Genomic DNA, 24,406 nt, shown 5'->3' with positions numbered 1-24,406 from the left:
CAACGGTCCCCATGGCGCCCCAGCACACCTACCGAGTCATCGTCCGCGGCAAGTGGGACGGCCTCACCCCGCGGTCCCGGGCCGGGCTGCTCGCCGAGGTGGACGACCACGGCCTGGCACAGCACCGGTTCACGCCCGACGGCTCCCTGGTGTACGACAGGGCGCTGCACTCCTTCAGCTACCGCTTCGTCATCGTCTCGGACGCGGCGGACGGCGAGGAGATGGCGGCCGCGCTCGCCGAGGACAAGGCGGAGCGTGCGCTGAAGGCCGCCGGCCTCGGCTGGCGCGAACTGCGGTCCACGGCCACCGACATGGATACCATGAAGATCAATCGCAAGTCCCGCTAGGGCGTGTCCCGCGAAGTCCCGTCGCCCGGCTCGTTGAAGCGCAGCCGGTTCCCGAAGGGGTCGGTCAGGGTGAGCGAGGTCCCCGTCTCGTCCTGCTCCAGACCGGGGCGCAGATACGGATAGTCCTTGCCGACCAGTTCGGCATGGAGCGCGCGCACCCCGCTGAGCTCCGTGTAGAGCGTGGAGCCGGGCGTCGCATCCCCGTGGTGCTCCGACAGATGCAGCACCAGGTCACCGCGCGAGACCTGGGTGTAGAGCGGCATACCGGGCTCGAAGCGGTGCTCCCAGTCGACCGTGCAGCCGAGGTAATCGACGTAGAACTCATGGGCCTTGGCCACGTCGAAGATCCGGAAGACCGGCACGCTGCGGTGGAAGACGATGTCCATGGCGGACAGAGAATCACATGGTGTCCCCGGCGGCCATCTCGGCGGCGACCATCTCGGCAGTGATCGCCCAGCGCTCGTGGTCACGCCAGGCGCCGTCGATGAAGAGGAAGTCCGGGGAGAACCCCTCCAGCCGGAATCCGGCCCGCTTGACCAGGGCGATCGACCGCTCGTTGGCCGGCTGGACATTGACCTCCAGCCGGTGCAGCCCCATCTCCCCGAAGGCATGGTGCAGGACGAGCCGCAGGCCCTCGCTCATCAGCCCCCGCCCGGCGGCGTGCGCAAAGGCGCCGTAGCCGATCGCGCCGCAGCGGAACGCGCCGTGCACGATGTTGTTGATCGTGAGGTAGCCGGCGATCCGGCCGCCGTCGAGCTCGCAGACCAGGAAGCCCTCGCGCTGCGGGTCCTGGAGCCGGTGCAGATAGGCGGCGTAGGCGGCGTCCTCGGCCGGCGGGAAGAGCCAGGGGCGGTGCTGCTCCGCGCTCTGCCGGGCCAGCGCGGTGAACTCGTCCCGGTCGGCGGCGGTGAAGTGCCGGATGCCCACCCGCGGGCCGTGTGCGAGGTAGCGGTCGTTGGTCGTCACCGGAGGATCGTACGGAGGGGGAGGGCAGCGGACCAGCGGTTTGCGGTGGTGCCGCCGCGGGGCCCGCCCCTACCGCCACAACGGCGCATCCGTGCCGCAGCGGCCGGGCGGGGTCGCCCAGGTGGCCGGGGCGCCGTCGAAGGAGACGGGCGGGAGGGCGTGGCGGAGCCGGCCGAGGGGGCTGTCGGTTTCGCGGAGGTGGTGCACGGGGTCGTAGCTGTCGGCACCGGGCGCCTCCGGTTGCGGTCCGGGGGCCCCGGGTCCGGGGTGCGGCTCGCCGTCGTCCGCCAGGTCGTGCATCAGCCATCGCGCGGTGCGGGCCAGGGCGAGGGTGGCGAGGTACGAGCCGCCGGTGCGGGACTGTTCGGTGAGGGCGCGGAGCACGGCCGCGGCCAGCAGATAGCCGGTTCCGTGGTCGAGTGCCTGGGCGGGGAGTGCGCCGGGGGTGCCACTGCGCATCGCTCCGCCTCCGCTCTCTTCCGCATCCCCGGGTACGGAGCCCGCGTCCGCTTCGACGGCGGCGATCCCGGTGGCCACCTGCACCACACTGTCGAAGCCGCGCCGGCCGCCCCACGGCCCGTCGTCGCCCCAGGCGGAGATCCGGGCCACCACCAGCCCCGGGCGGCGCGCGGCCAGCGCCTCGGGGCTGAGGCCGAAGCGGTCGAGTGCGCCCGGACGGTAGCCGGTCACCACCACATCCGCACGGGAGAGCAGCTCCTCGAAGGAGGCGCGGCCGGCGGGTGAACGGAGGTCGAGCGCGGTGGACCGTTTGCCGAAGCCGGTGTCGCTGTGGGCGTCCTGGCTCTCCGGCAGTTGCGGGGGGTCGATCCGCAGGACCTCCGCGCCGAGCAGGGCCAGCGTGCGGGTGGCCACCGGCCCGGCGATCACCCGGGTCAGATCGAGCACCCGCAGCCCGGCGGCCGGGAGCGCCGGTGGGCCGGCCGGCGGCGGCAGCCGGCGAGCCGGGGCGTCACCGAGGGAGGCGAGGGTCAGCAGCGGGTGGGCGGCCACGGCGGCGCCCTGCGGGTGGGCGCGCCACTCCTCGGGGGTGCGGGCGGCGACGGCCAGTCCGCCCGCGGCACAGACCGTCTCCTCGATCTCCTCGGCCCGGCGGCCGGACAGCGCGGCCCCGGCCTCCGCTTCCCCGGCGGTCTCGGGGAGGTCCAGCGCGCGGAGCAACCGGGCGCGGTGGTGCGCATAGTTGGCGTGGGTGCGTACCCAGCCGTCGGCGGTGCGCCAGAAACGGGAGAGCGGCGCGAAGGACGAGCAGGCGCGGCCGTCGACCCGCAGGTGGCGTTCGCTGAGGAAGGCGGTGGCCACCGCGCCGTCATCGACCCGTACGGCGGGCACCGGGCCCCCGTTGCGCCGGGCTGCCAGTTCGGCCGCGGCCAGCGCGCAGACCGCGACCGTGGACCGGGCCAGCGACATGACCGGCAGCCGGGCCGGCAGCAGACCGGGGGGACCGCCGTAGGCGATCCGTTCCGTCAGGGCCGGGTCGCCGCCCAGGGCCGCCCAGGCCAGATCCGTTCCGCCGTGCCGCGCACCCGCTTGCCCTCGCCCCATGGCGGCAGTCTGCCACGAGCCCAAAGCAGGCCCGTCGGGCGCCGGGGGAAACGGCGCAGCACCCTTGGTCCGTACGCCCGAGGAGGGAAGCCCGCCGGCCCTGCCCCGCCACACCTGCCCTTCCCAGCTCGTCCCCGCCCGGTGATCGAAACCCTCGTCCGGCCCCTGAACGGAGGTGATGCTTCCGAAAATGTGCGAACCTGAACGAAAATGGCCGAACTGCGCGTAGACGTGTCCGGCACCCGAGGCATGAGGTGAGATCAGCGCGGCGAACACGGCGCGCTTCAGCATTGACATCTCACACCCGAGCAGCTCGATCCACTTGAGCTCCTCGTACGGGAGGAATTCCGTGACCGAAGCCATCTCCTACTTTCAGGACCGCACCTGTCCCTACCACCCGCCCGCCGACTACCAGCCGCTGCGGGAGACCGGACCGCTGACGCATGTCACGCTCTATGACGGCCGCAAGGTATGGGCGGTAACCGGCCACAGCGAGGCGCGGGCACTGCTGAGCGACCAGCGGCTCTCCTCCGACCGGCAGAACCCCGCCTTCCCGATGCCGGTCGAGCGCTTCGCGGCGATCCGCCAGGTCAGGACCCCGCTGATCGGGGTGGACGATCCCGAGCACAACACCCAGCGCCGGATGCTGATCCCCAGCTTCAGCGTGAAGCGGGTCGCCGCGCTGCGGCCGGACATCCACCGGATCGTCGACTCACTGCTCGACCGGATGCTGGCGGAGGGCCCGCCCGCAGAGCTGGTCTCCGCCTTCGCGCTGCCGGTCCCCTCGATGGTGATCTGCTCGCTGCTCGGCGTCCCGTACTCCGACCACGAGTTCTTCGAGGGCGCGTCCAGCCGTCTGCTGCGCAGCCGTACGGCCGAGGCGGCGGAGGCAGCCCGCATCGAGCTGGAGGAGTACTTCACCGAGCTGATCGCCCACAAGGTGAAGAACCCGGGCGAAGGGCTGCTGGACGAGCTGGTCGAGGAGCGGCTGCGGCCCGGCGACCTCGCCCACGAGGACCTGGTCCGGCTCGCCATGATCCTGCTGGTGGCCGGCCATGAGACCACCGCCAACATGATCTCGCTCGGCACCTTCACCCTGCTCGAACACCCCGAGCAGCTGGCGCAGCTGAAGGCCGAGGAGAGCCTGATGCCGGCCGCCGTCGAGGAGCTGCTGCGGTTCCTGTCCATCGCGGACGGCATGCTGCGGGTGGCCACGGAGGACATCGAGATCGGCGGGCAGCTCATCCGCGCCGACGACGGCGTGCTGTTCCCCACCTCGCTGATCAACCGGGACGAGGCCGCCTATCCGTCGCCGGACGAGCTGGACCTCGACCGTTCGGCCCGCCACCACGTGGCGTTCGGCTTCGGGATCCACCAGTGCCTGGGGCAGAACCTCGCCCGCGCCGAGATGGACATCGCGCTGCGCTCGCTGTTCACCAGGATCCCGGACCTGCGGCTCGCCGTGCCGGCCGCGGAGATTCCCTTCAAGCCGGGCGACACTCTGCAAGGAATGATCGAACTGCCGCTGGCCTGGTAGCAGCCATGACGGCAGACGAACGAAAGGGGTCCGGGATGCGGATCACCATCGACACCGACCGCTGTATCGGCGCCGGCCAGTGCGCCCTGACCGCGCCGGGAGTCTTCACCCAGGACGACGACGGTTTCAGCGCCCTGCTGCCCGGCCGTGAGGACGGCGCGGGCGACCCGCTGGTGCGAGAGGCCGCCCGCGCCTGCCCCGTACAGGCCATCTCGGTCACGGACGACTGAGCCACCACCCCCGCGGACGGCCCGGCTGACGCGCGCGGCTTCCGGCTGACACCCGGCCCGCGGTGCGCCCGGCACCTTCCGCCCTCCTCCTTCTGTCCCTACGGCATCCACCCCATCCGCTACCGCAACACCCCTTGTGTGACGGGAAGTTCCAGCACTCCGGTGTCCGAGGGTGCAGAGCGGACCGTCACCGGCTTGATCCCCCGGTTGCCCGCATAGGCGTCGTCGCTCGCGGCGAGGACCAGGCGCAGCCGGTGCCCCGGCTCGTAACGGTGCACGATGCCCGGCAGTTCCACGGTGAACCTCCGGGTCACATCGGCCACCCGGGCCGGGGCCACCAACCGGTGCACCAGCGTCTTCCCGCCGTCCGGCGCGATGTCGTAGAGCTTGACGAAGAGCACCAGCCTGTCGGCCGCGTCCGAGGAGTTCCGCACCCGCTCGGCCTGCGGCGAGGAGACCTTCAGCGTCACCGTGGGCACACCCACCACCTCCACCGGTCCGCCGCTCACCGGCCGCGACGTCCAGTCCAGGTAGGTGCCCCTGGCGTCGTAGGGCGCCACGTCCGGCAGGCCGAGCAGCCCGGCCAGTGAACTCTCGGAGTGGCTGGTGGCCGTCCGCAGATTGCGGTACTCCCGGCTGCCGCGCACCACCTCGCCGCGGCGGCCGACGAGTGTGCCGTCCCCGGAGAGGTACAGCCGCCGGCTGCCGCCCGCCGGGAAGACGGGCGAGGTGGCGTAGGCGGCCCCGTCCGTCACCCAGTCCCGGTAGTAGGCGAAGGCCGGGCCGGTGGCGGCAGCCGTCCGACGGCGCAGATACCGGTCGAACCACGCAAGGACCCGCCGCCCGGCATAGCTGGTGTCCAGATTGCCCTGTGCCAGGTCGAGTTCCCCCTGTGCCGGCTTCCTCATCCCGCCGCTGTGGCCCCAGGACTGCCAGATCATCGCGGCCGGGGTGCCCTGTGCGGCCAGCGTCCGGTAGCTGGCGGTGGCCTCGTTGAGGTTGAACAGGCTGTCGTTCTGGCCCTGGACCAGCAGTGTCGGCGCCTTGACCGAGGCCAGATAGGAGACCGGGGAGACGCTGCGCGCATAGGCGAGCACGGCCCGGGTCCGCCGGGGCGGGTACCTGCCCGAATCCAGCAGCCGTTTGGTCTCGCAGGCCTGCGCGACGAAGTGCAGACAGCCGGCGCCGCCGGCCCGCGACGGGTCGAGTTGCGGGTGCAGCAGCCCCTGCGCCTCACCGATCAGGAAGAACCCGTTGGTCCACTGCCACTTGTACGCACCGGGCAGCGGCCCGCCGGCGCCCTGCGTACGGCCGGCGTTGTTGGGGTCGAGAGAGTAGGAGAGGTCGTTCCAGGTGATGAGGGGGACCAGCGCGTCGACCCGGTGGTCGACGGCGGCGGTGGCCAGTTGCACCGCCCCGCCGTAAGATCCGCCGATCATGCCGACCCGCGGATCGCCCGGCCCGTCCTTGGCGACATAGTCGATACGTGTCCCGTCGTCGGCCGTCCGGGCACCGGCCAGCAGGTCGACCAGCCCGCTTGCCGCCCGGCCGTCGATCCGGGGGTCGTCCAGGGAGATCGGGCAGTTGGTCTTGCCGAAGCCGAGTCCGGAGTAGGCCAGCGCCACATAGCCGCGGGCTGCGAAGGCCTTGGCGAGGGCGTCGGTCGGGCCGTCCGCCTTGTCGCCGCCGAAGCCGTTGGTGGTCAGCACGGCGGGCGCCGGACGGGCGGCGACGGCACCGGCCGGCCGGTAGACATCCGTGTCAAGGGTGCACTGGCGGTCACCGGCCCGGACGGTGACCTTCAGCGCGGTGACGGTGTACGGGGCGGTGGCGGCCACCGCGGGTGCGGGGGCGGTCAGGACGAGCGGGGTGACGAGGGCGGAACCCGCCAGCAGGGCGAGGGACATACGGAGCAGGGGGCGGCGGGACACGCCTCGGGGCACTCCTTGGAACACGCCTCGGGACACGCCTTGGGACATGCCTCGGGACACGCTGGGCACGTAGACCTCCACACACGTCGTACCAACCAGTCGGTAGCGGCGCGCTCATGCTGTGTCACGGGGAGGGGGAATGCAACGGCCGCGGCGTGCGTCGTCGTTAGGACGTCAGTTCAGCGCCGCCCCCGTTGCGCGCCCGGCGGACGCCCCCGTTGCGACACGGGGCGACGCGGCAGGCCGACCACCCCGGAAGCGACGGACAGTGGCGGGCCATCAGGAGAATGACGGACCCGTTCAGACGGTCGCCGTTCGCTCGAAGGTCAGCGTGCCGGCCGTCGTGTCCAGCTCCGCGGGGACGCCCAGCGGCAGGGTCAGCGCACTGTCGCCGTGCCCGAAGCCGAACTCCTCGGCCACCGGCACCCCGAGCCCGCCCAGCCGGTCCCTCAGCACCGCCCGCACCCGGTCGTAGGGACCGCAGCCGGCCCAGGAGCCGAGCACGATCCCGGCGACACCGTCCAGCCAGCCGGCGCGCAGGAGTTGGGTGAGCGCCCGGTCGAGGCGGTACGGCGGCTCCCCGATGTCCTCCAGCAGCAGGAGGCCGCCCGCCGCACCACGCCTGGCCCGCGGGGCGCCCACCTCGGTGGCGAGCATGGTCAGACAGCCGCCGAGGGTGACGCCGCGGGCCCGCCCGGGCACCAGGGGCCGGGCGGTCGGCGACACCAGGGTCCGGACGGTCTCGGGCGCGAAGAGCGTGCGCCGCAGATGCTCGCGGGTGGCGTCGTCCTTGAGGAAGACCTCACCCGCCACGGCCGGTCCGTGCAGGGTGGACACCCCGGCGCGCACCGCGAACGCCTCGTGCAGCACCGTCACATCACTGAAGCCGACCAGTGGTTTGGGGGCCGCGGCCCGGAGGGCGTCCCAGTCCAGCAGATCGACCATGCGCTGGGCGCCGTAGCCGCCCCGCGCCGCGAACACGGCCTTGACGTCGGGGTCGCACCACGCCTCCTGCAGGTCGCGGGCCCGTTCCTCGTCGGCCGCGGCCAGATAGCGCAGGGTCGGGTGGGTGTCCCTGGCATGGGGCGCGGCGACCGGGTCGAGGTCCCAGCCCCGCAGTACGTCCAGCCCGCGGTCCAGCCGCTCCGGTGCGAGGGGGCCGCTGGGTGCCACCACCGCCACCCGGTCGCCGGGCCGCAGCCGCGGCGCCCGTACCGGCTCCGCCGCGGTCATCCGCGCAGCTCCAGCACCGGGACATCGCTCCGGGCGAGGCCGAAGGTCTGGGAATACAGGGAGAGTTCGGCCTCCAGGGCGCGCACGATGGTGTCCGCCCGGCGGAAGCCGTGCCCCTCCCCGGCAAAGGCCAGATAGGCGTGCGGGATACCGCGCCCGGCGACCGCGGCGAGGAACCGTTCACACTGCGCGGGCGGGCAGATCACATCGTCCAGGCCCTGGAGCAGCAGGAACGGCCCGGCGATACGGTCCGCACGGTGCAGCGGCGAGCGTTCACGGTAGCGGTCGGGCACCTCCGCGATCGGGCCGACCAGCGACTCCAGATACTGCGATTCGAAGTCATGGGTCTCGTCGCCGGCCCAGCCGGTCAGGTCCAGGATCGGGTAGCTGATGGTGCCGCAGGCGTAGACGTCGGTGGCGGTCAGGGAGGCGGCGGTCGTCCAGCCGCCCGCGCTGCCGCCGCGGATGGCCAGCCGCGCACGGTCGGCGGTGCCCTCGTCGGCCAGCGCCCGGGCGACGGCGGCGCAGTCCTCGACGTCCACCACGCCCCACTGGCCGCGCAGCCGCTCGCGGTACTCCCGGCCGTAGCCCGTCGACCCGCCGTAGTTGACCTCGGCGATACCGATGCCCCGGGAGGTGAAGTAGGCGATCTCCAGGTCGAGCACCATGGGGGCGTGGCCGGTGGGACCGCCGTGCGCCCACACCACGAAGGGCGGCAACTCGCCGTCGGGCGCCCGGTGGTCGGGGTTGTGCGGCGGATAGATGTGGGCGTGGATGTCCCGTCCGCCGGGGCCGGTGAAGGTACGGCTGCGCGGCCGGGGGTAGTAGGCCGGGTCCAGGACGTCGGCGTGCCGGCAGGCGATCACCCGGGTGCGTCCGGTGCAGGTGTCGAGCTCGACGATCTCGTACGAGCTGTGCGGGCCGGCGGCGATACCGAGGACGCGGCTGCCCTGCACGGCGAGGGTGGGTGCCCACTCCGTCCACGGGCCGGCGGAGTCGACGAGTTCGCCGGTCACCGGGTCGAGGATGCCCAGGGTGGTGGATCCGCGGCCGTGGATCACCGCGACGGTGCCGTTCTCCAGGGGCAGGAACCAGCGCTGCCCGACATTCCACAGCGGCCCGCCGAACTCCTCCTGCCGGGAGGGGCAAAGGGCCACCGCGCCGTCGCCCTCCCCGGGTCCCGGCCCCTCTCCCGCACGCGGCCGCGCGCCCCCGCCGTCGGGGTCGATGCGCTGCACCTCCCACCAGCCGCTGCGGTCCGAGACGAAGAGCAGCGAGCCGTCCGCCGCCCACTCGATCTGCGCGACGGACTCCCCTGCCGCGCCGCCGTCGGGCTCGCCGGTGCCGAGGTCGCCGACGAGCGGCCGGACGTCCTCGAACTCGCCCTTGCCGGTGATCCGGGCCACCATCGCCAGCGTGCCCTCCCAGGGCATCAGGGGGTGGTCCCAGGCGATCCATGCGGCCCGCCGCCCGTCCGCGGAGATCCGCGGGCCGGTCACAAAGCGGTGCCGGTCATCGCTCAACTCCCTTACCCGGGAGCGGTTTCCGGCCGCGGATCCGTCGAGCGGCACGGCCGCGATCACCCTGCGCACATCGGTCGGCCGGTCGCCCGTGAACTCCTCCAGGACGCACCACACCTCGCCGAGTTCGGGGCGCAGTACCGGATCGACCCAGCGCAGTCCGGCGCCGACGCCGGAGAGCGGGGTGAGCGGGCGCGGGGCGTCGCCACCGTCCGGTGTGCAGACGTACAGCCGCTGGTCGGCGAAGTTGCTGAAGACGAGGAGCGGTCCCTGCTCGGTGACCGTGCCGGCCCAGGGCTGGCCGCCGTACTCCAGCACCCTGCTGCGGACGTTCCAGGGCGCGGGCAGCACCGGTTCCTCGGTGCCGTCCGGCCGCCGGCGGACCAGCGCCCGCCGGCCGCCCTCCGCGGGCCGCGGCTCCGTCCACCACACCTCGTCGCCGACCGCGCCGACAAAGGCGGGCCGGCCGTCGTGCGCGGCCACCACCTGGGCGTCTACCGGGGACGTCCAGCCGCCGTACGGAGCCGTGGTCACCATGTGCAGTTCCTCTCCTCCACCGGTCGGGCGCTCCGGCCGGTCAGACCGTGCGCAGGAAGTGCTCGAGCACCCGGACGCCGAAGTGCAGCCCCTCGACCGGTACGCGCTCGTCCACGCCGTGGAAGAGCGCCTGGTAGTCGAACCCCTCGGGCAGTTTGAGCGGCGAGAAACCATAGCCGGTGATGCCCAGCCGGGAGAACTGCTTGGCGTCCGTGCCGCCGGACATGCAGTACGGCACGACATGGCCGTCCGGGTCGAAGCGCTCGATCGCGGCCCGCATCGCGGCATACGTCGGGGAGTCGACCGGGGCTTGCAGCGCGACCTCGCGATGGTCGTAGTCCCAGCTCACACCGGGCCCCGTGAGCTCGTCCATGGTCGTACGGAACTCCGTCTCTCCCCCGGGGAGCACCCGGCCGTCCACGTACGCCACGGCCGATCCCGGGATCACATTGACCTTGTAACCGGCCGAGAGCATCGTCGGATTGGCGCTGTTGCGGACGGTCGGCTCGACCAGCTTGGCGGCCGCGCCGAGCCGGCCGAGCAGCGCATCGACGTCGAAGTGCGGTGCGTCGGCGGCCACCTCGACGGCGTACAGCTCGGCGAGCCTGCCGAGTGCGGCCCGCACGGTCGGGGTGAGCCGGACCGGCCACTCGTGCGCGCCGATCCGGGCCACGGCGGCGGCCAGCCGGCTGACGGCGTTGTCGCGGTTGACCTTCGAGCCGTGCCCCGCCCGGCCCCGGGCGGTCAGCTTCAGCCAGGCGGTGCCGCGCTCCCCCGCCGCGACCGGGTACAGCCGCATGCCGCGGTCCGCATGGAAGGTGAAGGCCCCGGACTCGCTGATGCCTTCGGTGCAGCCCTCGAAGAGCCCGGCGTGCCGATCGGCAAGGAAACCCGCGCCGTCCTCGGCACTGGCTTCCTCGTCGGCGGTGAAGGCCAGCACGATGTCACGCCGCGGTCGCACTCCGCTGCGGGCCCACTGGCGTACGGCGGCGAGCACCATCGCGTCCATGTTCTTCATGTCGATGGCGCCCCGGCCCCAGACCACGCCGTCGCGGACCTCGCCGGAGAAGGGGTGCACGCTCCAGTCGGCGGGCTCGGCGGGGACCACGTCCAGATGACCGTGCACCAGCAGGGCGTCGGCCCCGGGGTCGGTGCCCTCGATCCGGGCGACGACATTCGTACGGCCCTTGCTGCGCTCCAGGAGTGTCGGCGTCAGCCCGGCCCCGGCCAGCCGCTCGGCGACGTACTCGGCGGCCGGCCGTTCCCGGCAGGCGCCGTCACCGGCATTGCCGGTATCGATCCGGATCAGCTCGGAGGTGAAGCGCACCACCTCGTCGAGCGCCTGCCGGTCGACGCCGGCGGCCTGTTCGTCCGCCGGCCCCCCGGCCGTCTCCCGCTCAGCCATATTGCTCCTCCACGGCGGACGACACGACGGTCGTGACCGCCTTGAAGCACCGGATGGCGTCGTACATGTCCTGACAGGTATACGCAACGCGGCGCTCCCCCGTTCGCTCCACGCCGGGAACGCAGGTCGCCGCGCCCACCAGATGCTCGGCGTCGAACTCCAACTCGAACCGGAACGGCCCGCGCCGGCAGGGTTCGTGACGTACCGCCAGCGCCGCTCCCTTGCAGGCCGCGGCCCGGATCTCGGCCGCCGTACGGGCCGGCGGCCGGCACACCGCCGCATAGCGCGACACATAGTCCTTGACCGCCACACCGGGTGCCTGCGGGGCGTAGCCCAGCGCGTCCTGGCAGGTGCGGTCGTCGCCGGTGACCAGCACCACCGGTACGCCGTACTCGGCGACCACAAGGGAGTTGAGATGGCCCTCGCTCGCGCGGGTGCCGTCGACCCAGACCCCGGTGAGGGTGTTGGCCAGGTAGGTGTGCGCAAGGACGCCTTCGGTGCCGGCCCCGGTGTGGTAGCCGACGAAGGCGATGCCGTCGACATCGCCGTGCTGCACGCCTTCGACCATGCTGAGCGATTTGTGCCGCCCGGTGAGCATCTGTGCCCGCTCGTCGAGCTGTTCCAGCAGGAGATTGCGCATGGTCCAGTGCGCCTCGTTGACCAGCACCTCGTCGGCCCCGCCGTCGAAGAATCCGGCGATCGCCGCATTGACGTCGGACGTGAACATGTGGCGGCAGCGCTCCCATTGAGGGGTGCCGGGCAGCACATCGGCGGGCCAGGTCACGCCCGTGGCGCCCTCCATGTCCGCGGAGATGAGGATCTTCACATTCACCAGTCCTATCGCAGCTAGGAGGCGGTCCGCACGATTCCCGACATCACTCGTTCACATCACGTTCGGAGGGCCCGAACAGCTCCCCCAGCCTAACCAGGACCTCCGGACTGACGCCCCGTCCAGGTCCCGCCGGTGCGGCCCCGTTGGCGCGAGCATCACGTTTTCTTCGCCGCTGCACCACGATTCCTTCCAACCGGAACCTGGGGGTACGCTCTTGTGGCACCGCATCTCAGGCAGTTTCTGTCGCAAAGCGGAAGAACTTCTGACGGATTCCGAAAGGGCATCCGAACGAGTTCTGTCAGCTGCCGACGGCACGTGCCAGGTGAGGTAGAACAGGCTGGACCAGCTTCCCACGCGATGAAACAGAGGCAGAATGGTGAGCGAAGCCCTCAACGACGCCTTACCGCAACGCGGCATCCGGGCCGACAGCGAAGACGACCAACTCGCGATCCTGACCGAACTGATCGCGCAAACACTTTGCGATCGCAATCCAGGCTTCCGGGAAGTCATCGAGCGCGGCGGTCACCAGCAGGTCACCCGCCTGATCGAGGAGGTACTACGACGCGGCCGGCCGCTGCCCGACAAGGTGCGTGCCGTCATGCTGCGCACCGACACCGACATCCATCTCGTGGCGTCCGCACTGGGCGACTGTCTGGTCAGCGCGCCGCAGGAGGCGCCGGGCCTGCTGATCCCCGCCCAACTCGCCGACGGCAAGAGCGGCAGGGCGAGGCTGAAGGGCGTACTGCGACACCGCGCCGCCGTGGTCGGCCACGCGGTGCCGGCGCACGAGGCCGCCGCGTCCGTACGCTCCGCATCGCGGCTGCTGGATCTGGCGTCCCCGCACGACGGCCCCGAGGCCGGCGTGGTGTTCGTCGACGACCACCTCTCGTCCCTCCTGCTCCTCCAGGACGAATCGCTGTCCCGCACCCTGATCGCCCGCCATCTGAGCCCGCTCGCGGGACTGACGCCGGAGCGGTGCGAGCGGCTGGAAGCCACCCTGCTGGCCTGGCTCGGCGGCATGGGGGCTCCCGAGGTGGCCAAGGCGCTCAGCATCCACCCGCAGACGGTGCGCTACCGGATGCGCCAGCTGGAGAAGCTGTTCGGGGCCGGCCTTCGCGATCCGCGGACCCGCTTCGAGATCGAGATGGCGCTGCGCAGCCGCCAGCTGATGGCCGGCGCACGGCGGCGGCGCGCGGCCGCCACCCGTCGCCCACGCGCCGCCGCCAAACCCCGCAGGGCCCTGCCACGCCCCTAGAAACCACCCGCACCACCGAAACCAGGACGCACCCAGGACACCCCCGGAACGCACCCACCCCACGCGCCCACCCACATCTGACCCACCGCCCGATTTGTCGAATATCACACCACGACACGCGACACGAAAACGGACAATTCACCGCATTCCATCAAGGCGCCCAGACCCCCGCCACGTATCGTCACTGTGACCTTTCAACCGGGACCCCGGCCGCAGCGCGGCCACAGCGGCCCGGCGCACCATCGGTCACCCGAGGCCGGCCCCCGGTAGCGGGTCTCCGATACACAGCGGGACAGGACACCACCTTCATGCACGGATCACGCATAGCGACCCGCACGCGCCGTGGGCTGGCCGCGGCCGTGGTCGCCGGAGCACTGCTCACGGCACTCACCACGGCGACCTCGGCCTCGGCCAGCACCTCCAGCACGCCGGTGGGCGACTCCCGGGTCGTGTGCACCTCCAAGAAGCCGGGCCTGGCGCCCGCTCTGTCCCAGGACATCGCCGACGCCCTCCACGGGCGCAAGGGCGCCTCGGCGCTGGCGATCTACGACCGGCCGACCCGTACCCGCTGCGAGTTCAAGGCCGGCACCCACTTCGACTCGGCGAGTGTGGTGAAGGTCACGGTGCTCGGCGCCCTGCTGCGGCAGAGCCAGGAGGCGCACCGCAAGCTGACCCCGCACGAGGTGAAGCAGACCACCGCCATGATCACCAAGTCGGACAACGCCGCGACCTCGGCGCTCTGGCACCAGATCCGCCCGGCCGGTATCAAGCACTTCCTGTCCCTGGCCGGGATGCGGCACACCGTCCCCGGCGCGGGCAAGGCCTGGGGCCTCACCCAGGTCACCGCCGGCGACCAGCTCAAGCTGATGCAGCTGCTCACCACGGACAACGCGGTGCTCACCGCGCCCTCCCGCGGCTACGCCCTCGACCTGATGCACCGGGTCGAGGCCGACCAGCGCTGGGGAGCCCCCGCCGGCGCCCCCGCCGCAGCGTCCGTCCACGTCAAGAACGGCTGGCTGCCGCGCGACACCGGCGGCTGGCGGGTGAACAGCGTCGGCACCTTCACCTGCAGCGGCCACGACTACGGCATGGCCGTCCTCTCCACCGGAAGCCGCACCATGGACTACGGCGTGCACACCGTCGAGAGCGCCGCCCGGGTCATCCACCGCGATCTGGCGCACTGATCTTCACGGGCCGGAGCGCCCACTCCGCTCCGGCACCCGTCCCGCTCCGCGCCGGCACCCGTCCCGCTCCGGGACCGGCTCCTCGCCGGGCCGGCCGTCCGCCGTCAACCGGCCTTTTTTGAGGGCACGTCGCCGACGCCCCCGGGCTCCCTGCGGGGGCAGACAGGCATCCGAGCAAGCACCTTCTCCTGCTCGCCACCCGGCAGTTGCCCGGTGCCGGTCAAAGAGCACAGCGCATTCCGCGGTACGACTATGCACTCCCGGGGGTGACCGCTCCCCGGATCGGCCCCCTGCGGGACAGCAGCGGCGGTATCAACGCGGCACCGGGCAGTGCATCCGGCGGCCCGAGAGGTGTCGCGCCGCCGGACCGCCGCCACACCGCACTCTGGGAGGAACTCGGTGCCAGTCCGTGTCACGGCAGACCTCAAGGGAGTTCCCGAAACGGCGTTGTGGACGCTCTACCACCGCGCCGCCGAGGCCGCCCGTCCGGACACCGTGCTGACCGACCCACGCGCCGTACAGCTCGTCGCCGAGGTGGACTTCCCCTTCGGGGAACGGCTGGGTGGCGCCCGCCCGTGGCTGGCGCAGGCCGTCGCCCTCCGCGCCCTCGGATTCGACGGCGTCGTGCGGGACTTCCTCGCCGCCCACCCGTACGGCACCGTGATCGCTCTCGGCGAGGGCCTGGAGACCCAGTTCTGGCGGGTCGACAACGGCCGGGCCCAGTGGGTCACCGTCGACCTTGCCGAACTGCTGGCGCTGCGCGGCCGCGTACTTCCGCACGGAGCACGGCAGCGGCTCGTCGACTGCGACGTGCGCGAGCACCGGTGGATGGCCGGCATCGACCCCGTACGCGGTGTGCTGGTGACCGCGCAGGGGTTGCTGATGTATCTGCAGCCCGCGCAGGTGACCGAGCTGATCGCCGCCTGCGCCGAGGCGTTTCCCGGTGGCTCGATGGTGCTCGACACCGTGTCGCGGCGCTTCAGCGCCCGTACCCGCACCGGCGCCAAGGGACCCGGCGGCCATCGTCTGCCCCCGATGCCGTGGGGCATGGACGCGGCCGGGCGGGACCAACTGCGCGCCGCCCATCCGGCCATCGGCGACGTGACCGACGTCCCGCTGCCCGCGGGCCGTGGGTTCCTCGGCTATCTCGCGCCGCGCGCCGCGGCCGTTCCCCTGCTCCGCGGGGACCGCCCGCTGATCACCCGGCTGCGTTTCGGGCCGGCGGCACCGAGTTTCGGTACGGCGCCGCCTGGTTGACCGGTCCGGCACTCCCGAACAGGCGGCACTCCCGAAGAGGAAGTGCCGCCCGCGCACCGTGCGCACCGTCCGCCGCTGCCGTCGCGCAGCGCTCAGTCCTCGTGCCCCAGCTGGAGGTCGCGCTCCGTGCGGCCGCCGCCCGCCATCCGCAGAACGGTGGCCACCGGCGGGTACCCGGCGGCGATGACGGTGTACTCGCCGGCCGAGAGGTCCACGAAGCGGAACAGCCCGTCCGAGCCGGTGGTCGCGGTGTCGACGACATTGCCGGCGGCGTCCAGGAGGGTGACCCTGGCGTCCTCGACGGGGCGGCCGCCGCCGGCCCGTACGGTCCCGCGCAGCACCGCGCCGCCGGCGAGCTCGATGTCCTGGCGGGTCTCCCGCGACGCCTGCACGGTCACCGGCAGCGCGGCGGGGCGGAACGCCGGGGCGCTGGAGGCGAGGGTGTACTCGCCGGCCACCAACTCACCGATGACATAGCCTCCTTCGCGTCCGCTGCGGGTGGTGGCGACGACCTCGCCGCGGACATCGGTGAGGGTGACCATGGCATCGCGTACGGGTGTGCCGTCGGCGGTGGTGACGGTCCCCGCGAGGCGCCCCGCGCCGCCGAGCACGACGTCCAGTTCGACCGGCCGCTCCCCGACGGTGACGCTGACGGCCTGCGGCTGGTGCCCGCCCGCGGACGCGATCAGCACGTACGAGCCGGCCCCCGGGGTGCTCAGGGCGTACCGCCCGTCGTCGCCGGTGGCGCCGCGGCCGACCTGGCGGCCGGCGACGTCGATGAGGGTGAGCGCGGCGCGCGGCACGATGCTGCCGTCGTGGTGCTGGACGGTGCCGCACACCGGGACGCCGGCCGTGACGGGGGGCGCGCCGGCGCTGCCGTAGCCGTGCGTCCGGGGGTAAGTCGTCCCGCCGTCAGGGGTGTGGGGAGCGGCCGCGTCGGTCGTGGTACGGGCCGGTGGAACGACGGCGGGATCGGACGGATCGCCGTACGGGGCGTGCGGGGCGTGCGGGGCGTACGGGGTCGGGGAGGCCTGCGGGGCAGGAGAGGCGTGGGACACCAGGGGTTTCCCTTTCAGGAAGAAGGCGAGCACAAGGCCCAGGACGAGCACCGGCACAAGAGAGAAGAAGATCCCCGGCATGGCCTGCGCATACGCGGCGATGTCGCTGTCACGCAGCGAGGCGGGCAGGGCGCGCACCAGTTGCGGGAGGATCGACTCCGGGGCGGGCAGCCGCGCCGACGCCGGCAGTCGGTCGGCGAGCCGATGGGCCAGCCGGTCGGCGAAGAGGGTGCCGAAGAGGGCCGCGCCGACGCTGCCGCCGAGCTGCCGGAAGTAGGGGGTGGCGCCCGTCGCGGTGCCGAGGCCGGCGGCGCGTACGGAGTTGCGCACGGCGAGCGCCAGCACCGGCAGCACGAGGCCGATGCCGATACCGAGTCCGAGGAGGCCCGCCCAGAGGGCGTAGACCTCGCGCGGGGTGTTCTGCGGCATCCGCGACAGCAGCCACATCCCCACCCCGGCCACCACGCAGCCGAGGACGGGGAACACCCTGTGGTGCCCGGTGCGGCTGATGAGCCGGCCGGAGACGAGGGAGGCGAGGACGATGCCGCCCGTCAGGGGCAGCATCAGCAGCCCGGACTCGGTGGCCGTGCCCGCGTCGGCCCTCTGCAGGAAGGCCGGCAGGTAACCGGCGGCGCCGAAGAGTGCGATGCCGATGACGGCGCCGGTCAGGCCGGTGACGTTGAAGACCGAGTCGCGGAACAGCCGCAGCGGGACCAGCGGTTCTGCGACGACGTGCTCGACCGCGAGGAACAGCACGGCACAGCCGAGCGCACCGGCGCCGAGTCCCAGGATGACCCGCGAGTTCCAGGCGTACTCCGCACCGCCCCAACGGGTCAGCAGCACCAGACAGGTGGTGAAAGCGGCGAGCAGCAGCGCTCCGGCGAGGTCCGGCCGGGCGCGGCGCACCGGCCGGGACGGCTTCAGGCCGACGGTGAGGACGAGCAGCGACAGCACGCCGGCCGGAACGTTGAGGTAGAAGCACCAGCGCCAGGAGGCGTGGTCGGTGCAGAGGCCGCCGATCAGCGGGCCGGCCACGGCGGCGAGTCCGAAGGCGGCGCCGGCCACGCCCGTGTAGCGGCCGCGGGCCCGCGGCGGTACGACATCGGCGATGATCGCCTGGACGCCGATGATCAGCCCGCCGCCGCCGAAGCCCTGGACGGCCCGGAAGGCGACCAGTTCGTCCATCGTCCGCGACCAGCCGGCCAGCGCCGAGCCGGCGGTGAAAACGAGAAGGGCGAAGAGGAGGACGGGCTTGCGGCCGAAGAGGTCACCGAGCTTGCCGTGGAGCGGCAGGCCCACGGCAGAGGCGAGGAGGTAGGACGTCACCGCCCAGGAGATCGTGTCCAGGCCGTGCAGCTCGCCGCTGATCTTGGGGAGCGCGGTGGCGACGATGGTCTGACCGAGCGCCGCGAGCAGCAGCGCCGGCATCAGGGCGAGGACGACCATGCGGACGCGGCGGTGGCCGGCCGGTACAGACGCACCGGGGGCGGGGCGCTCGGTCCTGCCTTTCCTGCCGTTCCCGTTGTGCCTGTCCGTCCCGCCGTGCTTGTCCGTCCCGCCGTGCACGGCCGCGGCCGGGGCCGTGATCGCGCCGGCGGCGGGCGAACCGGTCCGTCCGGCCCGCTCAGCCCGTTCGGCTCTCTCGCCCCGCTCACTCAGGGTGGTCCCGCCCACGTGCTGCTCCCCTCGTCACGCCTGTTGCCGCCCAATTTCTCGCATTGGGCGACAACACCGATCAACCACGACGAAAGGGTGCGGGCGGGGCGGGAAGGGACGTCAAGTACGTTGCCAGGGGCGCCTCTTGGGCTCCCATCAGGGCTTTCCGTACGGAAGCGTTCCGGCGGGCCGGACGCGTCCGCTCACCGGAAACCACCCGAACCGGTGAGAGTGACGGCATGCGCTCAGGGTGACGGGCGGGAAAGGCCGATTACTTCGTCACGTGGGCGGTGAGGTTGTCGAGGAGGGTGTCGTAGATCCGGCCGAGCCCCTTGGGGGCAAAGGTCCGCTCGAAGAAGCCGCCGATACCGCCGGCGCCCTGCCAGGTGGTGGTGACGACGACCCTGGCGCGCTTCTCGCCGGCCGGGGTGACGACCCAGGTGGTCACCATCGAGGAGTTGCGGTCCTTCTCCACGAGCTGACCGTCGGTCGGCTCGTCGACCTCCAGCAGGCAGTCGCGCACCCGCTTGCTCGTGGCCTGGAGCTTCCAGTGGACGAGGGTGCCCTTGCCGTCGCCGCCCTCGCGGACCTCGTACTCGCTGAAGTGCTCGGGCAGCAGCTGCCGGCGCGTGCCGGAGTAGTCGGCGAGCGCGTCGAACACGTCCTCCGGGTCCGCCGCGATCTCGCGCTGCGTGATGGCCTCGACCTGCCCCATGTGTGTGTCCTCCAGTGCTCGGCTGCCGGTCCTGCGGTGCGCCGCCAAGCCAACCACCCCAGGGCGGCGCGCCCAAATTCAGGGCCGCCCCCACACAAGGGAACAGGGGTTCCATTATGGCTCCGGGGGCTCTGACGGATCCAGAAGGAGGCCGTCCGCCGGGACCACCTCGGCGCGAACCCGTCGGCGCTGTTCGGTACGGACATCATCAGCCGGGCCGTCGACCCCCCGAAGGGCGGTGCGGTCGCAGCCGGCGGGGCGGTCGCCGGTACGGGCTCAGGTTGGCGGGGCGTCGGCCGCGGCGCCGATGTCCAGGAGGATCGACCGGGCGCGTTCCCGGCTGGACCGTGCGGCTCGGGATCTGCCCGTCGCCTGCAAAAGGTCGGCCAAGACCATCAGGGTGTCGGCCTGGCCGTGACGGTCGGTGATGCGCTGTCGGATGGTGAGGGCCGTGTCCAGGAGTTGTTCGGCTTGGTGGTGATGTCCGAGTTCCGTGCAGGCATGACCGAGGCCGGTGAGGGCCGTGGATTCGGTGAACGGTTCGGCGGTGGCCCGGGCCAGGTGGAGGGCTCGCCGATGCCACTGTGCTCCTTCGTGCGGTTGCCGGCGGGCGCTGGAAGCAAGGCCCAGCGTGATCATGGCCAGGGCCTCGCCGTGCGGATGGCCGAGCTGCCGGACGTGGGTCAAAGCCTGCTGCGCCGTTTCGGTGCAATGGTCCGGCTGCCCCGTGGTCAGGCTGGTCAAGGCCAGACCGACGAGGGCGTCGGACTCGCAGTGCCGGTCCCCGATCTCCCGGGCGACGTCGAGCGCCTTGTGGAGGTGGCCCCGGCCTTCCTCGGTACGGTGCAGACGCCGGCAGAGGAACCCGAGCGAGGTGAGCGTCCACGCCTCGGTCTGGCGGTTGCTGATGCTGGTGCCGAGTGCGAGGGCCTGGCGCAGGAGGTCCTCGCCCTGCCGGTACGCGCCCGCGGACCACGCCACACAGCCCAGTCGGTGCAGTGCGATGGCCTCGCCACGCCGGTCCGAGAGTTCCCGGAAGACGCCGAGGGCATACCGGTGGTGGTCCCGCGCCACCTCGGGCCGTCCCAGGTGCCATGCCGCGAGGCCGAGGCCGTGGCGGGCGATCGCCTGCCCACGGAGGTCGCCGTTCTGCCGGAACAGGGCCAGCGCCAGGCCGTGGTACCGGGCGCACTGGGTGTAGTTGCCGAAGAGCCAGTGCGCCAGGCCCAGGTTGCTGGCTTCGTGGGCCTCTCCGCGGCTGTCGCCGGTCACCTTGAACAACGCCGCCGCCCACCGGTGCTGCTTGGCGCTTTCGTGGAGGTTCCCGGGAAGGAACCAGTGCGCCACAGCCAGCCCACCGCGCGACCGGGCCTGTCCGTGCCGGTTTCCGGTCTTCTCGAACAGCGTGAGCGCCCGCCGGTGGTGCTCGGCACTCTGCGGATAGCGCCCGAGTGCGTACGAGGTGCGGCCGAGCCCCGCGTGTGCCTCGGCTGCGCCTGCCGCGTCTCCCTCCTCCTGGGACAGGGCCAGAGCGGCGTGGTGCTGTGCCGCGCTGTCCTGGTGTCTGCCCAGCCCGTCGTACATGCGGCCCAGATCCCGCAGGATCTCGGCCTGCTTGACGGGGTCAGAGAGCCGGCGGGCCGCCTCGAACCCCAGCCGCAGGCCCTCACGACTGTCGGTGCCGTACGAGTGCTGCGCCAGGAAGGAGTGGGCCGTGGTCGCCAGTCGCCAGGTGCTGTGGTGCCACTCAGCGGCTGCGGCCTCACGGGAGACGGCCAGCAGATTCGCGCGTTCCTGCTCGAGCCAGTCGGCTGCGGAGGCGGAGTGGACCAGGGCGGCGGGAAGGGCGGCATGGTCCGCGGCGGCGGGTTCAGCGGCGGAGTCGGTCCCGGTGCCGTCTTCGCCACGCGGCCGCCAGGGTTCCAGGGCATGACGGGCAGCGCCGGCGGCGCGGCAGTACCAGTTCACCAGGCGTCGTACCGCGGTGCGCCACTCCGCCCCGTCATCCTCGGTACGGGCCAGTCCGGCGGCGTACAGCCGCAGCAGGTCGTGGTAGCAGTAGCGGCCGGAGGAGTGCTGTTGCAGCAGGTATTCGTCCAGCAGCGACTCCAGCTGTCGCTCGGCCTCGGCACAGGCCACACCGAGGAGCGCACCGGCCGAGCAGGGCGTGACGTCGTCACCCGGGTGGAGGGCGAGGAGCCGGAACGCCCGCCGCAGCTCAGCGGGGAGCGAGCGGTAGGACAGCTCGAAGGCGGTGTTCACCGTGCGCGTTCCGACAGAGAACTGCTGCAGCCGGCCTGTGTCGTTCTCCAACCGCTCCGCCAGTTCCTCCACCTTCCAGGCCGGACGGGTTCGCAGCCGCCGTGCCGCCAAGGCGAGCGCCAGCGGCAGCCGTCCGCTCAGCTCGACCACACGTCGCGCGGCACCGGAGGCCGGCTCCTCGGCCGGACGGCCGGAAACCCGCGCGATCAGCGTCAGGGCTTCCTCCGGCGACAACACGCCCATCCGCACGGTGTGTGCGCCGTCGAGCCCGGACAGCACCCGGCGGCTCGTGAGGAGCAGCGCGCAGGACGGGTTGCCGGGCAGCAGCAGCCGCACGTGGTCCTCGTCGACGGCGTCGTCCAGCACCACCAGAGCGCGCTTGCCCGCCAGCCGGTCACGGTACAACGCCGCTCGCGCCTCGGCTCCCGGGGGAATCCGGCTGCCCGGCACGCCGAGCAGCCGCAGGAAGTCCTCCAGCACATCGGCCGGGTCCGCCGGAGGGCGGCTGGAGGAGAAACCCTTGAGGTCGGCCCACAACTGCATGTCGCCGAAGTGGCCCTCGGCGACGAAGCGGTGTGCGGCGTGTACGGCGAGACGTGTCTTGCCCACCCCTGCCATGCCTTCGATGACCGCGAGGCGCACCGCTCGGGCATCGCCCTCGGCCCCGGCCGCAGGCCCGCACAGCGAATGTTGCAGTTGGCGCAGTTCTGCTGCGCGCCCCACGAACCCCCTTATGTCCATGGGGAGTTGGCGCAGGCCGGTAGTGGTGTCCGCTTCCGCCGGCGGGGGCTGGGGCGGGGCCGTCCGCTGAAGTCGTTGCACCGGCCGCGCGCGTGGGGTCAACGAGGGGTCCGAGCGCAGTATCCGAGCGTGCAGTTTCTGGATTTCCGAGCCCGGGTCCACCCCGAGGTCGTCGCGCAGGAGGCGTCGGGTCTCCTCGTACACCGCCAGCGCCTCCGCCTGTCGCCCGCACCGGTAGAGGGCCAGCATCCGACGGGCCCGTAACCGCTCCCGGAGGGGGAATTCGGCCACCAGGGCGGTGAGTTCGGCGATCACCTCTGCGTGCCGCCCCAGCTCCAGATCGGCTTCGATCCGCTCCTCCGTCACCGTGGTGTGCCACTCGGTGAGCCGTTCACGTTCCCCGTCCAGATAGAGACTCGACACATTGGCCAGAACCGGCCCACGCCACAGCGCCAACGCCTCGTGCAGACGGGCGGCAAACCGCTCCGGGTCGCCTTCGGCCCGGGCGATGCGGCCCTGCGCGACCAGCGCTGTGAAGGTTTCCAGATCGAGCCCGCCCGGCGGTACGGAGAGGACGTAGCCGCCGTCCGACCACCGCACCGTCTCTGACCGGGTCCGCGGCTGACGCCCCGGATGCAGTGCCTGCCGCAGCCCGGAGATGTATTTCTGGAGCTGATTGACGGCGTATGCGGGCGCGGGTTCACCCCAGACAGCCTGGATCAGCCGCTCCCTGGCGACGACCTGGTTGGCATGGAGGAGCAGCACCGCCGCAACAGCAGATCTGCGGGGGCTCCCCAGATCGAGTTGCCTGTCTCCGGCCCAAGCGCGCACCGGACCCAACACCTCGAAGCGCAGCGATTGCCCCGCGTTGCGCTCAACTCCCATGAAATGCCTCTCCCGTGAACCCTCGCTCAGCAGTGTGCCTACCCCCTTACCAGTGCCCCGCCCAGAGGTTCGTCCAGCGAATCGTCCAGACGAAGCGTCCAGAGTGGGGTGGGAAGCACGAGGGGCGAACAGCGACCGCCCCGGACGGCACGGGGGCACCCGGGGCGGTCGCGAGGACAGTCGGCCCGGGGCCCTGGCCCGCCTGGGCCACGGGGCCCACGGGGCCCACGGGCCCTCGGGCCCACGGGCCCACGGTCACCCCTCACCACCCGTGACCGCCCCCGCATCCACTCTGCGCATCGGGCGTCCCGGCTGCACCAGGCGCCAGAATGAGAGGTTTCCATGCACAAGTTCAGTCATGCCGCGAGCGCCACCGCCGTGGCGGCGGTGCCGCTCATCGGCCCGGCCCTCACCACGTCCGCCGCCGAAGCTCCCGCCTCCCCCGCGGCCCCGCCCGACCGCAACCAGACCTGAGGACGCCCCGGGCCGTGCAGGTATGTGCCACGGCGCCGAGTCCGCCCTCGGGGGCTCCTGGCCGGAATGCCGGGAACTCCGGCCTGCCGTGTCCAACGGCCGGTCAGGCGCCTTCGAACCGTTCACCCGACAAGAGGGACGTCACCTGCCTCGCAAGCTCCACAGCACAGTCGGCAGGCCAGGGCTCGCCATGTCCAGGGGCCCGCCGGTTGCGCCGGTCCGCGCGTGGAGTGCATGACGTTCCCACCGAAAGGAGTTGAATCATGGCTCAGCCACGAGCGATCGTCCTGACGATGGCTGCCGGCACGCTGGCTCTGGGCACGGCCCTCCCGGCCGATGCCTCCGACCGCGACACGCAGGCCACCACGCAGCCCGTCGTGAGCCGGCAGGCACACGTGAAGTCGCGCATCGATTTCGTGCGTGTGCCGAAGTGCGCGAAGAAGGGTGCGAAGCTCAAGACTTCGGGCTACACCGATCACCTGTGGATGAAGAACCACTGCGGTCACTCCGTCAAGGTGAAGGTGATCCTGCACAGCCACCGGGACTTCGGGTGCAAGAAGCTCCCGAAGGGCGGCTCGCACTGGTGGTCCTGGTCGTGGCCGGCCAAGCTCGACAAGGTCGTCAAGTGCTGAACCGGGTGCGCCGGTTGCGGCCGGAACAGCACCCGACCGCTGCCCACTGACGCCCGCGCACCGGTGTCCGACCGCTGCCGGGCCACGGTACGCCTCGGCCCCGGGACCACTGTCGTGGGCCCGGGGCCGAGGCACGGCAGTCCACGGCTGCGGCCGCCCGCGATCCCGGCACGAGCAGCCGCCGCA

General features: G+C 72.3%; 19 protein-coding genes. 8 read left to right on the top strand and 11 right to left on the bottom strand.

Going from position 1 to position 24,406, the window contains the following annotated elements:
- Window positions 1-11 precede the first annotated feature (11 nt).
- Entirely contained in the window at window positions 12-347 is a 336-nt protein-coding gene (locus ACGFR7_RS21370) for a DUF6204 family protein (protein WP_393321408.1), read from the top strand.
- Here ACGFR7_RS21370 and ACGFR7_RS21365 read toward each other — a convergent pair.
- The 3 genes from ACGFR7_RS21365 to ACGFR7_RS21355 form a co-directional block, all read right to left on the bottom strand.
- Window positions 344-733 carry a glyoxalase superfamily protein gene (locus tag ACGFR7_RS21365; RefSeq protein WP_393321405.1) on the bottom strand — a complete coding sequence of 130 codons (390 nt, stop codon included), beginning with the start codon at window positions 731-733 and terminating at the stop codon, window positions 344-346. The two genes, ACGFR7_RS21370 and ACGFR7_RS21365, sit on opposite strands and share 4 nt — an antisense overlap.
- Window positions 734-746: 13 nt before the next feature.
- Entirely contained in the window at window positions 747-1,313 is a 567-nt protein-coding gene (locus tag ACGFR7_RS21360; RefSeq protein ID WP_393321403.1) for a GNAT family N-acetyltransferase, read from the bottom strand.
- A gap of 69 nt (window positions 1,314-1,382) precedes the next feature.
- Window positions 1,383-2,876 carry a CoA transferase gene (locus ACGFR7_RS21355; protein WP_393321400.1) on the bottom strand — a complete coding sequence of 498 codons (1,494 nt, stop codon included), beginning with the start codon at window positions 2,874-2,876 and terminating at the stop codon, window positions 1,383-1,385.
- A 349-nt stretch (window positions 2,877-3,225) separates the two neighbouring features.
- Between ACGFR7_RS21355 and ACGFR7_RS21350 the strand changes: the two genes are divergently transcribed.
- Both ACGFR7_RS21350 and ACGFR7_RS21345 read left to right on the top strand, forming a co-directional pair.
- A complete protein-coding gene (locus tag ACGFR7_RS21350; protein WP_393321397.1) occupies window positions 3,226-4,413 on the top strand; it encodes a cytochrome P450 in 1,188 nt (395 codons plus the stop codon).
- A gap of 35 nt (window positions 4,414-4,448) precedes the next feature.
- Window positions 4,449-4,643: a ferredoxin gene (locus tag ACGFR7_RS21345; protein WP_088800950.1), complete on the top strand. Its 195-nt coding sequence runs from the start codon at window positions 4,449-4,451 to the stop codon at window positions 4,641-4,643.
- A gap of 119 nt (window positions 4,644-4,762) precedes the next feature.
- Here the strand turns inward: ACGFR7_RS21345 and ACGFR7_RS21340 are convergent, their stop codons facing one another.
- The 5 genes from ACGFR7_RS21340 to ACGFR7_RS21320 all read right to left on the bottom strand — a co-directional run bounded on the left by ACGFR7_RS21340 (window position 4,763) and on the right by ACGFR7_RS21320 (window position 12,095).
- Window positions 4,763-6,550 carry a CocE/NonD family hydrolase gene (locus tag ACGFR7_RS21340; RefSeq protein ID WP_393321753.1) on the bottom strand — a complete coding sequence of 596 codons (1,788 nt, stop codon included), beginning with the start codon at window positions 6,548-6,550 and terminating at the stop codon, window positions 4,763-4,765.
- 324 nt (window positions 6,551-6,874) lie between these two features.
- Window positions 6,875-7,807: an LD-carboxypeptidase gene (locus ACGFR7_RS21335; RefSeq protein ID WP_393321394.1), complete on the bottom strand. Its 933-nt coding sequence runs from the start codon at window positions 7,805-7,807 to the stop codon at window positions 6,875-6,877.
- A complete protein-coding gene (locus ACGFR7_RS21330; RefSeq protein ID WP_393321391.1) occupies window positions 7,804-9,864 on the bottom strand; it encodes a prolyl oligopeptidase family serine peptidase in 2,061 nt (686 codons plus the stop codon). Before ACGFR7_RS21330 ends, ACGFR7_RS21335 begins: the two co-directional genes overlap by 4 nt.
- Window positions 9,865-9,904: 40 nt before the next feature.
- Window positions 9,905-11,269, bottom strand: a complete 1,365-nt coding sequence (locus ACGFR7_RS21325; RefSeq protein WP_393321388.1) for a M20/M25/M40 family metallo-hydrolase — start codon at window positions 11,267-11,269, stop codon at window positions 9,905-9,907.
- Entirely contained in the window at window positions 11,262-12,095 is an 834-nt protein-coding gene (locus ACGFR7_RS21320; protein ID WP_393321750.1) for a M55 family metallopeptidase, read from the bottom strand. The genes ACGFR7_RS21325 and ACGFR7_RS21320 overlap by 8 nt, the downstream gene beginning before the upstream one ends.
- Before the next feature lie 379 nt (window positions 12,096-12,474).
- On the opposite strand from ACGFR7_RS21320, the gene ACGFR7_RS21315 reads away from it, so the two are divergent.
- The 3 genes from ACGFR7_RS21315 (at window position 12,475) to ACGFR7_RS21305 (ending at window position 15,797) form a co-directional block, all read left to right on the top strand.
- Window positions 12,475-13,356: a helix-turn-helix domain-containing protein gene (locus tag ACGFR7_RS21315; protein WP_393321385.1), complete on the top strand. Its 882-nt coding sequence runs from the start codon at window positions 12,475-12,477 to the stop codon at window positions 13,354-13,356.
- A gap of 308 nt (window positions 13,357-13,664) precedes the next feature.
- A complete protein-coding gene (locus ACGFR7_RS21310) occupies window positions 13,665-14,540 on the top strand; it encodes a serine hydrolase (RefSeq protein WP_393321382.1) in 876 nt (291 codons plus the stop codon).
- 399 nt (window positions 14,541-14,939) lie between these two features.
- Window positions 14,940-15,797 (top strand): class I SAM-dependent methyltransferase, encoded by an 858-nt coding sequence (locus tag ACGFR7_RS21305; RefSeq protein WP_393321379.1) that lies wholly within the window; start codon window positions 14,940-14,942, stop codon window positions 15,795-15,797.
- Window positions 15,798-15,889: 92 nt separating this feature from the next.
- Here ACGFR7_RS21305 and ACGFR7_RS21300 read toward each other — a convergent pair whose 3' ends face one another.
- From ACGFR7_RS21300 to ACGFR7_RS21290, 3 genes are all read right to left on the bottom strand, one after another.
- Window positions 15,890-18,301, bottom strand: a complete 2,412-nt coding sequence (locus ACGFR7_RS21300) for an MFS transporter (RefSeq protein WP_393321747.1) — start codon at window positions 18,299-18,301, stop codon at window positions 15,890-15,892.
- 481 nt (window positions 18,302-18,782) lie between these two features.
- Complete coding sequence (locus ACGFR7_RS21295; protein ID WP_393321377.1) at window positions 18,783-19,226, bottom strand: SRPBCC family protein; 444 nt, start codon at window positions 19,224-19,226, stop codon at window positions 18,783-18,785.
- 276 nt (window positions 19,227-19,502) lie between these two features.
- Window positions 19,503-23,114: a BTAD domain-containing putative transcriptional regulator gene (locus tag ACGFR7_RS21290; RefSeq protein ID WP_393321374.1), complete on the bottom strand. Its 3,612-nt coding sequence runs from the start codon at window positions 23,112-23,114 to the stop codon at window positions 19,503-19,505.
- A 342-nt stretch (window positions 23,115-23,456) separates the two neighbouring features.
- Here ACGFR7_RS21290 and ACGFR7_RS21285 point away from each other — a divergent pair, with 342 nt between their 5' ends.
- Window positions 23,457-23,588, top strand: a complete 132-nt coding sequence (locus tag ACGFR7_RS21285; RefSeq protein WP_393321371.1) for a hypothetical protein — start codon at window positions 23,457-23,459, stop codon at window positions 23,586-23,588.
- 263 nt (window positions 23,589-23,851) lie between these two features.
- Window positions 23,852-24,220, top strand: a complete 369-nt coding sequence (locus ACGFR7_RS21280; protein ID WP_393321368.1) for a hypothetical protein — start codon at window positions 23,852-23,854, stop codon at window positions 24,218-24,220.
- The last annotated feature ends 186 nt before the right edge of the window (window positions 24,221-24,406 follow it).

This window comes from Streptomyces sp. NPDC048516, assembly GCF_043199875.1.
Lineage (GTDB): Bacteria > Actinomycetota > Actinomycetes > Streptomycetales > Streptomycetaceae > Streptomyces.
Note: the sequence above shows the minus strand (reverse complement) of the source record. Positions and strands in the feature narration are given on the sequence as shown.